General features: G+C 56.3%; 9 protein-coding genes. 6 read left to right on the top strand and 3 right to left on the bottom strand.

The features are described 5' to 3' along the window. Positions 1-24 precede the first annotated feature (24 nt). The 4 genes from BLR20_RS24715 to BLR20_RS24700 all read left to right on the top strand — a co-directional run bounded on the left by BLR20_RS24715 (position 25) and on the right by BLR20_RS24700 (position 5,744). On the top strand, positions 25-1,170 hold the full coding sequence (locus tag BLR20_RS24715) for an ABC transporter ATP-binding protein (protein WP_276325960.1): 1,146 nt from the start codon (positions 25-27) through the stop codon (positions 1,168-1,170). Further along, entirely contained in the window at positions 1,167-2,681 is a 1,515-nt protein-coding gene (locus tag BLR20_RS24710) for a glycoside hydrolase family 32 protein (protein WP_054992663.1), read from the top strand. Before BLR20_RS24715 ends, BLR20_RS24710 begins: the two co-directional genes overlap by 4 nt. A gap of 67 nt (positions 2,682-2,748) precedes the next feature. Continuing rightward, a complete protein-coding gene (locus tag BLR20_RS24705) occupies positions 2,749-3,741 on the top strand; it encodes a LacI family DNA-binding transcriptional regulator (RefSeq protein WP_054992664.1) in 993 nt (330 codons plus the stop codon). A 383-nt stretch (positions 3,742-4,124) separates the two neighbouring features. Next, the gene (locus BLR20_RS24700) at positions 4,125-5,744 is read left to right on the top strand and encodes a methyl-accepting chemotaxis protein (protein WP_054992665.1); all 1,620 of its coding nucleotides are present in this window, start codon (positions 4,125-4,127) and stop codon (positions 5,742-5,744) included. A gap of 149 nt (positions 5,745-5,893) precedes the next feature. On the opposite strand, the gene trpC is transcribed toward BLR20_RS24700, so the two are convergent. Further along, positions 5,894-6,694: an indole-3-glycerol phosphate synthase TrpC gene (gene trpC / locus BLR20_RS24695; protein ID WP_054992666.1), complete on the bottom strand. Its 801-nt coding sequence runs from the start codon at positions 6,692-6,694 to the stop codon at positions 5,894-5,896. A 556-nt stretch (positions 6,695-7,250) separates the two neighbouring features. Here trpC and BLR20_RS24685 point away from each other — a divergent pair. Beyond that, a complete protein-coding gene (locus tag BLR20_RS24685) occupies positions 7,251-7,691 on the top strand; it encodes an MEKHLA domain-containing protein (protein ID WP_054992668.1) in 441 nt (146 codons plus the stop codon). A gap of 142 nt (positions 7,692-7,833) precedes the next feature. On the opposite strand, the gene cysC is transcribed toward BLR20_RS24685, so the two are convergent. Then, positions 7,834-8,463 carry an adenylyl-sulfate kinase gene (cysC, locus tag BLR20_RS24680; RefSeq protein WP_054992669.1) on the bottom strand — a complete coding sequence of 210 codons (630 nt, stop codon included), beginning with the start codon at positions 8,461-8,463 and terminating at the stop codon, positions 7,834-7,836. A gap of 193 nt (positions 8,464-8,656) precedes the next feature. Between cysC and BLR20_RS24675 the strand changes: the two genes are divergently transcribed. Further along, positions 8,657-10,738 (top strand): M10 family metallopeptidase C-terminal domain-containing protein, encoded by a 2,082-nt coding sequence (locus tag BLR20_RS24675; protein WP_054992670.1) that lies wholly within the window; start codon positions 8,657-8,659, stop codon positions 10,736-10,738. A gap of 459 nt (positions 10,739-11,197) precedes the next feature. Here the strand turns inward: BLR20_RS24675 and BLR20_RS24670 are convergent, their stop codons facing one another. Beyond that, on the bottom strand, positions 11,198-11,830 hold the full coding sequence (locus BLR20_RS24670) for a LysE family translocator (protein ID WP_054992671.1): 633 nt from the start codon (positions 11,828-11,830) through the stop codon (positions 11,198-11,200). Positions 11,831-11,888: the final 58 nt, after the last annotated feature.

Genomic DNA, 11,888 nt, shown 5'->3' with positions numbered 1-11,888 from the left:
ACACAACTGACAAGGAACAGCATCGTGATGAAATTGAAGCTAGCCAACATCAACAAGCAATTGGGCGGCACGCGTATTCTGCGCGACGTCAGCCTGGAGATCGCTGCAGGTGAGTTCGTTGTGTTCGTTGGCCCTTCGGGCTGCGGAAAGTCGACACTGCTGCGCCTGATCGCCGGGCTGGATTCGATCTGTGCTGGCGACCTGCTGATCGACGGACGACGGGTCAATGACCTGGAACCGCGCGAGCGTGGTGTCGGTATGGTCTTTCAGTCCTACGCCCTGTACCCGCACATGAGCGTCTACGACAACATCAGTTTCGGCCTCAAGCTGGCCAAAACAGAAAAAAGCAGCCTGCGCGAACGCGTGCTGAAAACAGCGCAGATCCTGCAACTGGACAAACTGCTGCAGCGCAAGCCCAGGGAACTGTCCGGCGGCCAGCGTCAGCGCGTGGCCATGGGCAGAGCAATGGCGCGGGAACCGGACATCCTGTTGTTCGATGAACCGCTTTCCAACCTCGACGCCTCGCTGCGGGTTCAGATGCGCAACGAAATCGCCCGGCTCCACAAGCGCCTGGGCTCGACGATGATCTACGTTACCCACGATCAGGTAGAGGCGATGACCCTGGCGGACAAGATTGTCGTGCTCAACGGCGGTCAGGTCGAACAGGTCGGCTCGCCACGCGAACTCTACGAGCGCCCTGCCAGCCTCTTCGTCGCCGGTTTTCTGGGCTCGCCGAGAATGAATTTTATGCATGTGCCCTTGCAGGCACCGGGTCGCAACAGCCTGATCGATATCCCGGCACTGGGCATGAAATCCCTGCCCTTCGACAGCTCGAATCTGACCGAGGGTGCGCAACTGACCCTGGGGATTCGCCCGGAGCACATCACCCTCAATCCTGCGCACAACGGCGTTGGCGTCACAGTGACCGGTATCGAATACCTGGGCAGCGAGGTCTACGTGCACCTGGCTACCGGCGAAAGCGAACCCTTGATTTGTCGCTGCGATGCCAAGACCGATTGGCGGGTCGGCGACCAGGTCGCGCTGCAATTCGACGACAGCAACCTGCACCTGTTCGACGCCGATGGCCTGGCACTGAAGCGCCATGCAGACGCCAGTCAGCACCTGACACCCGGCACCACACCGCACCTCGTACAAGCAGGCACCCTATGAGTTTTTCCGTGAATGCCATGAGCAACCCGATGTCTCCCGCCCTCGAGCGCGCGCGCTATGCGCTGGAAGAGGGGCTGTCGCAGCTCATCCACGATTATCGGCCCGGTTATCATCTGGCCCCGCCGGCAGGCTGGATGAATGACCCTAACGGGGTGGTGTTCTTTCGTGGCGAATATCACGTGTTCTATCAGCACCACCCGTTCGACGCGAAATGGGGCCCGATGTACTGGGGCCATGCAAAGAGTGCCGATCTGGTCCATTGGCAGCACCTGCCCATTGCCCTGGCACCTGGTGATGACGTCGACCGGGACGGTTGTTTTTCCGGCAGTGCGGTGGTGTGTGGCGACACACTGGCACTGATCTACACCGGGCACACGTGGTTGGGTGAAGTGGGCGATGAGCGTTTTATCCGCCAGGTGCAGTGCCTGGCCACCAGTACCGACGGCATCAGCTTCATCAAACACGGCGCCGTCATCGATACCCCGCCGCAAGACGAGATGATTCATTTCCGTGACCCGAAAGTCTGGCGGCAGGATGGCCACTGGTACCTGATTGCCGGCGCACGCCTGGGTGACAAACCGCTGCTGCCGCTCTATCGATCCATGGACCTGCACGCCTGGGAATTCGTCAGCTATGTGTCCACAGGCGAAGAAGGCGACGGCTATATGTGGGAATGCCCGGACCTGTTTGGCCTCAATGGACGCGACGTACTGCTTTACTCACCTCAAGGCATGCCCGCACAGCGCTACGAGCGACTGAACCGGTTCCACACCGGCTATCGGGTGGGCCAGGTCGACAGTCAATGGCAGTTCACCGGCGGGCCTTTTATCGAGTTGGACAGCGGCCACGATTTCTATGCAGCGCAGACGTTGGTGGCCGCCGACGGCAGACGTTTGCTGTGGGCGTGGGTCGACATGTGGGAAAGCCCGACCCCCACCGAGGCGCATCACTGGCGCGGCATGCTCGGCCTGCCACGAGAACTTGAAGTGCGCGCCGATCGCCTGTGCGTGCAGCCTGCACGCGAACTGACAGCGTTGCGCGACGCAACATTGCCAGGCTCTCCCTGGTGGAGTGAAGCGGGTAGCCAATGGCTGAACGACATACACGGTGACATGCTCGAAATTCACGTGCACCTGGACCTGCTCGACTGTATAGAAGGTCACTTGGGCGTGGCATTGCGTTGCAGTGCGGATGGCAAGGAGCAGGCTCTGCTCTACTACGATGCGTCGCTAAAACGTTTGGTCCTGGACCGCGATCAGTCGGGCACCCACGTCAGCGGTCAGCGCAGCGTAGCGATAAATCCACAACAGCACCGGCTTGAACTGCGCATCTTCCTTGATCGCTCGTCCATTGAGGTGTTCGAGCAAAACGGCAGCTTCAGCTTCAGCAGCCGCCTTTATCCACAGACCGACAGCCTGGGGGTGAAGCTTGTTGCCAACGGAACCGGAGGCCGAGTCTGCATTGCCGACGCATGGCAACTCTCCTCGGGATACCTGCAGGCAAATCATTGAAGTCGCGAAAAAAATCAGGTCTCTGTAGCATGATAATCATCAGTCAACCCGACAGGCCCCGCCTCGCATGACTTCAGTTAAAGACGTTGCAAAACTGGCCGGTGTGTCGCTGATGACGGTGTCTCGGGCGCTCAATGATCCGGGAAAACTGAGCCCCGAGACTTATCAGCGAGTGCGCAACGCGATTGATGAGCTTCAATTCGTACCCAGCCTGTCGGCTCGCCGGATTCGCGGCGACAACCTGCAGACCCGAACCATCGGCGTATTTGCCCTGGACACCGCGACGACACCGTTTGCGGTCGAGCTGCTGCTGTCAATCGAACAGACCGCGCAGCAGGCAGGCTGGAACGTCTTTATCCTCAACCTGCTAAGCAACCCGCCCACCGACCAGAACATCGACCTGATGCTGTCGCACCGTCCCGACGGGTTGATCTTCAGCGCCATGGGGCTACGCAAAGTGAGTATTCCCCAGCGCTTGAAGAGCAAACCGCTGGTGCTCGCCAACTGCGTAGCCGATGACAGCAGCCTTGTCAGTTATGTGCCCGACGACGAGACAGGTCAGTACCGCGCCTTGCACCACGCGTTCAGCAAGGGCTATCGACGCCCGCTGTTCATCAACCTGCCTAAACAGAGCCTGGCCTGGGAAATCCGCCAAGCGGGTATGCAACGTGCCTGCGAGGCATTCGGCCTGGCTCGCGACGAACTGTTGCAATACAACCTGTCCGAGCATGACGCCTATTGGGAAACTGCCGCCATCCTTGCCCGGCACATGGTGGATGGCCGTCCGCAGTTCGACATTCTGATCTGCGGCAATGACCGCATTGCCTTTTGTGCCTATCAATTGCTGCTGGGCCAAGGCCTGAAAATCCCCGGCGATGTCGCCGTACTGGGTTATGACAACATGATCGGCATCGCCGAGCTGTTCATCCCTGCGCTGACCACGGTGCAACTGCCGTATTACGAGATCGGTCGCAACGCTGCCCGGCACTTGATCGACAGCCTTGACGTATCGGGCTCCCAGCCGGTGGATTGCCCGCTGGTGGTCAGAGAATCGTTATGAAGCCTTGTGTGGGATAGCTCATGCACCGAGTCGTCACGCAGAACGAAAACGACTGATCTTGAGCCCTGATTTTCTACCCTGAAAGTCTGCCTGTATCGAATGGCTGCGATTGAGAGCGGTGGGCGCGGCTGGGCGTTCGGTGCCCCTCCACGTGTAGGTTTTCACTTCTGTTTCAATCACCTGCTGATAATAGCTTCAACTAATCAAGCTTTATTCGCCGCTCACTTAGATGAATTTTCGCCCCAAAACAGCGCACTAAAAACTCAAGAACATAAAACAGGGCGCAACTAATATGGCGACTAATCCTGCAGCCTCAAGTTATAGGCTTAGTCGCCGATAGTTCTAAAACCGTAAAAATCAATTCTACAAGGAGGTCAGTGGCAATGAGAAACCTGAAAGTATCTGCGCGTGCAGCACTCAGCTTTATGTTTATTGCGCTCCTATTGGTCGCCTTGGGGGGGATTTCAGTATGGAAAATGGGAGAAATTCGCGAAACGGCCAGAGACCTTGAGAACGACGCCTTGGCCAGCGTGGTAGTCGCAGACCGAATCAACGCAACGATGCTGCGCCTGCGCCTGGAAGTCCGCAGAATGCTGTCCCAGACCAATCCGAAAGACATGGCCACCACGACCGGCATGATCGCTTCGCTGAGCGAGGAATTGAAAAAGCAGATAGCCCTTTACGCCCCTTTTGTCGCCAGCGATAAAGAAGGGCAACTGTTCAAGGCCGTGTCTGAAAACACCGATAAGGCACTGGTTGCATTCGATCAGGTGACTGCACTTATCCGTAAAAACGCAACCACTGAAGCGTTGGCCTACCTAAGCTCCAACGTCACCCCTGTTACCCGTCTTCTTGACGACGCTGTAAACGGACTGGTTCAAATGAACATTGACGAGGCCGCAAACTCAGGAAAAGAATCCGAGGATTCGTATCAAAGCGGCCTAATGTTTGTGCTTTTTATTATTGCAGCCGCGACGCTGGCGACGATTGTGCTGGCCGTGCTGTTCACCAAAAGTATCGTCACGCCGTTGCGCGACATGTTGCGTGTCAACGACACCATCGCCAAGGGTGATCTGCGCAGCGTGATTATCGTCACGGGCAAAGACGAGTTTTCCGATCTGATGCGCTCTACCCAAGTGATGCAAAACAATCTGCGCGATACGATCAGGCTGATTGGCGATTCATCCACTCAACTGGCGTCCGCCGCCGAGGAAATGAACGCGGTCACCGAGGAGTCGAGCAGAGGTTTGCTGCGCCAGAACAACGAAATCGATCAGGCAGCCACCGCGGTCAACCAGATGACCGCTGCGGTAGATGAAGTGGCGCGTAATGCTGCCGCCGCATCGGATGCAGCCAAAGCCTCTGATCAGTCAACCCGCACCGGCGCAGCGCGGGTCACCAGCACGGTCGACGCTATCGAGAAACTGAGCAAGACCGTGCAGAGCACCAGTGCCGATGTAGAGCGTCTGGCCGTGCAGTCCAAGGACATCAGCAAGGTACTGGAAGTCATTCGTACGATTGCGGAACAAACCAACCTCCTGGCCCTGAACGCGGCAATCGAAGCGGCACGGGCAGGTGAGCAGGGACGCGGTTTCGCGGTGGTAGCTGATGAAGTCAGAGCGCTGGCACATCGCACCCAGACCTCGACTCAGGAAATCGAGAAAATGATTGGCGACATCCTCACGGGCACTGCACAGGCCACCAAGGCCATGAGCGAAAGTTGCGATCAGGCCGATGGCACACTCACCATCGCTCATGAAGCCGGCGCAGCGCTGACCCTGATCGCGAAAGCAATCAATGAAATCAACGAAATGAACCTGATGATTGCGACCGCATCGGAGCAGCAGGCACAGGTCGCACGTTCGGTCGACGGCAACCTGATGAGTATTCGCGATCTTTCCATCCAGAGCGCAACGGGGGCCAATCAGACGGCGGCGGCAAGCTCCGAGCTTTCAGTGCTTGCTGCAGACATGAACAAGCTGGTGGCGAGGTTTTCGCTATAAGGGTTTTTACTGCTTCAGGTTGGGCTCTGGGCATGCTGTGGATAGTGATTCCACAGCATTCAGGGCAACTAACAGCATACGTCTGGACAAGTGTATGACGGGTCAGAGGAGCGCATAACCGCCCCTCTGAGCCAGAAGTTTAATACGTGTCAGTCAGCACTGCCGGTCAGCAGTGTTTTTGTCGCCGCAGTAACATCCTCTTTGCGCATCAGACTTTCGCCGACCAGAAAGGTAGTGATGCCGGCTTTTTTGAGTCGCAGGCAATCATTATGGTTGCCGATTCCACTTTCGCCGACCAGGAGTTTGCCTGCCGGCACCATCGATGCCAGTCGCTCGCTCACGCCGAGGTCTACTTCGAAGGTATGCAGGTTGCGATTATTGACGCCGAGCAGCGGGGAAGCCAGTTTGAGCGCACGCTCCATTTCATGTTCGTCATGCACTTCCACCAGCACGTCCATGCCCAGCGTCATGGCCGCACTTTCAAGTTCGGCAGCCAGGTCATCACTCAATGACGCCATGATCAGCAATATGCAGTCCGCGCCCCAGGCACGTGCCTCATACACCTGATAAGTATCAAACATGAAGTCTTTTCGCAACACCGGGAGGGCGCAAGCGTTTCGCGCGTCAATGAGAAACTGCGGAGAACCCTGGAAGCTTGGCGTATCGGTAAGAACGGATAAACAGGCGGCCCCGCCGGTTTCATAAGCCTTCGCCAGCTCGGGCGGATTGAAGTCTTCGCGAATCAGACCTTTTGATGGACTCGCTTTTTTTATTTCTGCAATTAACCCCATCAGACCCTGCTGCTCTTTATCTTTCAGTGCCTTATAAAAACCGCGGGGGCTGGACTGTTCAAGGGCAATCTGCTTGATGCGGTTCAACGGCAAATTCGCTTTCGCCGCCTCTATTTCCTGAAGTTTGTAATGTTTTATTTTGTTTAGAATATCACTCATGACAGTCACTCATAGTAGCGGGCAGTGTATTACGTTAAGCCCTGTGGCGGTTCGACACGAGAATGCTCGCTCTCGCGCTCTGGCAACATTTAAATCAGAGTACATTCGCCGACCGACGAATAACAATTAAATTTAATTTATCAAGCTTTAAATATCATAAAAAATTAATATACCATAACAGCTTATGATGTAAATCCGGGGAATACGCTGTTCGGCAAAGCCCCACTTCACTGAAGCCAGGCGATCAAGATGGCAAAACAACATCAACTTCCCGATCAGCCCGAGATATAGCGTGCTGTCTAAAACATAAATTCTCTGTAACAGAATCTGTGCTTGCTCGTTGATTACAGCACTGGCGGTGAAGACAATGAGCGCCCGGAAACAGGATAAGCGAGCCCGCGCGGCCATGACCATGCAGGTATCAGAGAGGCTGATTTTGAGACAACGCACAGGGCGCGTTCGAGGCGATCTTGCGTTCGCTACGGCGGCTACCAAAGGGCAAACGTTTCCAACTGACGATGCGAGGTGACAGGTGTCTCAAGAACATTTCATACAGATGCTCGATGAAAGCTACCGACATTGGACCGGCCACGGACTGCCGTCTCCTCGACAACTGGACTCGCAACAACGCCTCACCTGGCTGCACGACCAGGCGCCCTACAGCCTGTTGGCCCACGATGGCGCCGCTGACCCACGTTTTACCTACGTGAACGAATGCGCGCTGCAATGCTTCAAGTACCCACGCGACCGTTTCATCGGCATGCCCTCACGTTTCAGCGCCTCGGAGCTCGATCGCGCTGAGCGCCAAGTACTGCTGGAGCAGGTCACCGCAAATGGCATCGCCGAGGGCTACAGCGGCTGGCGAGTGGATGCGGATAACAAACCGTTCATGATCTACGCAGGTGTGGTGTGGACCTTACTGGACTCGCAGGGCCAAGCGTGCGGGCAGGCCGCGTTGTTCTGGCCGGATGAGCAGCGTATCGGTGTACTGGATTAAGGGTTTCTGGAACATTTGGCATCGCCTTCTGCCTGCACAGACATCCACTGAATCCGTATACGCGTCTGGATCAACGCCGCCGACACGTCATGCAGCACTCGTCTCGACGCGCCAATCGTATTGAACAGCAATTGGCACATTATCAGCCGAGACTGATATCCGTTGCGCTCGTCGGCGTCTCGATCAACTTCTGTTGCACCAAAAAATCTACGATCGTCAAAGCCAGTAACGAGGGCGAGCCTTTACTTCCATCAAGGATCAAGTCGGGCTCTACAGGCGGTTCGTAGGTGTCTGAAACGCCGGTGAAAGAGCGGAGTGTTCCGGCCCTTGCTTTTGCATAAAGCCCCTTTACATCTCGAGCTTCACAGACACTGAGCGGGGTGTTGACATAGACTTCAAAAAAACACCCATTTTCCATAATTTTATTGCGCATTGTGCTGCGGCTATCAGCATAAGGAGCGATAACCGCGCACAACGCTATCCCCTTATGCTTAACAACTTCAGATGCAACATAAGCGATACGAGCAATATTCGATGCACGCCCCGCTCTGGAGAAATCCAGATCTGCGCAAAGATGGGTTCGCACGGCATCCCCATCCAGTAACGTGACAGGCCTCTTGATCTGTAACTGTAAATAGTCCGCCAGCGCCTGGGCAATGCTTGATTTGCCAGCGCCCGATAGCCCTGTAAATAATATTGCGAAGCCCCCAGGAGACCGGGCGCTTATGTCAAATGGCGAGCTTCTGGAGGAAGCGTTGTCGAGGGTGCTCATATCAGTCTGGATTCAGGGAAGGTGAATTAGGCGGGTTGCCGGTCAGGTACATTGAGCTTCTCCAATAACGTTGTATACGCGGCATCAAGGACTGACGTTTTCGCATTTATTCATTCTGCCAAGGTCAGATCCAGAGGATCCGTGCAATCCCCTTCTCATTCCCTTCGGGTTCCATGTCTAAAAGGATAATGTCATGGCGTCAATCAATAGCAAGGCCACCATCAATTACACCGTGCGAACCGGCCCGGGGACAGTGCAGGTCGACCCGTCCACAGGTGGCGATTCAAACTGGAGCATCAACCTTCAGCCGGACGGCAAAATCCTTGTCGGTGGCGAAAGCTTCCAGACTGCTATTGGTTACCCAGGCTCGCCGGGCGATGAAAGCTATGGCACGCGCGGCAGCTACACGGCGGTGCGCCTCAACGCTGACGGCAGCCTGGACAACAGCTTCGGCCAGGACGGAATTGCCCTCGTGCCCGGCAATCTGGATCCGGAAGATTATGCTTACTACGTAATGGCGGTGCAGGCCGACGGTAAAGTGCTATCAGCACAGCCAGGGCTCGGCGGTCTGAAGGTAGAACGCTTCAACGTGGATGGCACCCTGGACAGCACTTTCGGCAATGGCGGCGCCGCGGGCCTTGATGTGCCCTTCGGATCCGATGGGATGGCTATTTACGCCACAGCAGACGGCTCGGTGTACGTCAGCCTTCGCGGCACTTCGCAAGCAATAGTGTTCAAGCTGGACAGCAGCGGTACTCCGGTCGAGGATTTCGGTGCCAACGGCGCACTTGTCCTCAACCCGACCGGATACTACGGCACCGGTAATATCGCCACCGTTGTACAGCCCGACGGCAGCGTACTGCTCGGCAGTTGGCTGTACGTGGGCGCCAACGGACCCCACGACCCGGGCGATCCGGTTTATGCCGTTCAGCGACTTGCAGCCGACGGCAACCTGGATACCGCGTTTGGCGTGGACGGCGTGGTGTACTTCGATACCGCGCTGGGGCTGGACTACCGCGCTGCGATGACCGTGCAAGCCGATGGAAAGCTCATCATTGCCGGCGAGAGTAATGACAATACCGCCTTCAACGTACTGCGGCTGAATGCGGGCGGTTCCTTCGATACCTCCTTTAGCGGTGATGGCAAGCTCACTATCCAGGTGCCCCAAGGCGAGTCCGCCTATGCCCACTCGGCAATCGTTCAGCCCGATGGCAAAATCCTGATCGCCGGGGACGTGATCACCCGACTGAACGCGGATGGCAGCCTGGACACTACCTTTGGCAGCCAGGACGGTAAATATCATGTGGATGGCTCCAGCGATGCCAATCACTTGCTGGGTAACGACACAGCCGAAATTATCCGTGGTCTGGACGGAGACGATGTGCTGCAAGGCGCGGGTGGCCGTGACGTGCTGACAGGCGGGACCGGCGCAGATATTTTCCGCTTCACCCAGACCAGCGACAGCTACCGGACCGCTACCGAAACCGGCAGTGACCGGATTCTGGACTTCGACGCCTCTCAGGACCGTGTCGATCTGATTGCGTTGGGCTTTACCGGCATTGGCGATGGCCACAATGGCACGCTGGCCATCCAGGCCAACGCCGAGGGCACTCGCACATACCTGAAAAGCTTCGATGCCGATTCCAACGGGCAGCGCTTCGAACTGGCATTCGAAGGCAATCTGGTCGGGCAATTGAACAGCACCAACCTGGTGTTCACGACCCCCGCCGTCGAAGGAACGGCAGGCAAAGATGTGATCACAGGAAGCGCAATGTCGGAAGTCATCTATGGCCTCGCCGGCAACGACCGTATCGACGGCGGCAGAGGCTCGGATGTGATCATCGGAGGCGCAGGTGCCGATCTGCTGATCGGCGGCGACGACCCGAACATTTCGATTTATGCCCGTAACGGCAACGACGCTGATGTGTTCCGCTACACGGCGGCGACTGACAGCTACCGCACGGACAGCCAGAGTTTTGTGGACCTGCTCGTACGGTTCGCCGACAACAACGACAAGATCGACGTGTCGGCGCTGGGTTACACAGGGTTCGGTGACGGTACCGGTACTACGCTGAAGATGGCATATAACGCAGATCTGGACCGCACCTACCTAAAGGATGTAGAACCTGACGCCCAGGGCCATCGGTTTGAGATTGCCCTCACCGGCGACTGGACCCAGGATCTGGGCAACAACGATATGGTCTTTGCGCCAACGGCGGAGGTGTCTTTGGTAGGTGTGGCTAGCGCGGCCGCCCAAGCAACAGACATGGTGTAAACCAGGCATAGCTCCTGCGGGATAGTGAGACGCCGGGGATCGCCTTGAGACGTTTGTGCGTAGCAGGACCACAGGAAAGTTTCGCTGCACTCACCAGCCCGCACATGCGGGCCAACCCATAAGCGAGAGACCATCATCGCCTCCCGGAATCATTCAGGAAAACAAAACAGCTGTGTGCTGTCGAGAACTTATCCAGATCGGAATCGATCCACTTATATGATTCAGTGTTGTGTTATCGGGCTGGCCTGCCGCAGAAACCCAGGTATCCGGAAAGCGTCTACGCCGGATTATTTGATATATATATGGGGCCCGTGTCAGCAGAACGTGAATCACGCCTCGAAGCCAACAAAGAATCACTTATTACCGACACTCGCAGCAACGCTGAACGAACAGTCGCTTTTGAATTGCGTGGAGAACTTCAAAGACACCCTCAGAACATTCGTCACTGCGCATTACTGCTTAGCTATTGGGTCGTTCCTGAGTGAGCAGAGCCAGGCCCAACACAATAAAAGTGGTCCCGCTTATTCGATTGATGATTCGCTGCGCCTTCATGGACATAAGACCTCCTGTAATCGCACCGAGCCGATGTACACCCAGCATCAAAGCGATATCCCATGTGACCTGTAGAGCGACGAAGGTAGCCCCAAGAATCAGCAGTTGAGCTTCCATGTGACCGAGCTCAGGATCAGCGAACTGAGGCACGAGCGAAACGTAAAACAATATAGCCTTGGGGTTCGCGGTTTCGACGATGAACCCTTGTAAAAGCGGTGTTGCTGACGTTTCTATTGTGCAGGCGTGTTTGGCCTCGGGGCGGGTAAGAAACGTGCGAACCCCAAGTGCGACAAGGTATGCGCACCCGATAAACTTCAGAGCCACGAATGCGGCCGGATAGGCTGCAAAGAGTTGGGCTACTCCGAACGCGAGCGCCATGGTGATGGTCAGCCCGCCGAGCGCCATGCCAAGTGCGTTGCGGCAAATCACTTGTCGAGAGCTGCGCATCCCAACGGCGATTGCATAAGCAAAACTGGGCCCTGGAACGACAAGGACGATAAGGCTAGTGAGGATAAAAGAAAGATACAGATGTACATTCATTGAGTAAGTTTTCAATACATCGAGGGTTCAGCCCGCAGGATGCGGGCCATATTTGATT

It is taken from the genome of Pseudomonas congelans (assembly GCF_900103225.1).
Classification (GTDB): Bacteria; Pseudomonadota; Gammaproteobacteria; order Pseudomonadales; family Pseudomonadaceae; genus Aquipseudomonas; species Aquipseudomonas congelans.
The sequence above is the reverse complement of the archived record's forward strand: the minus strand, read 5'-3'. Positions and strand labels throughout refer to the sequence as shown.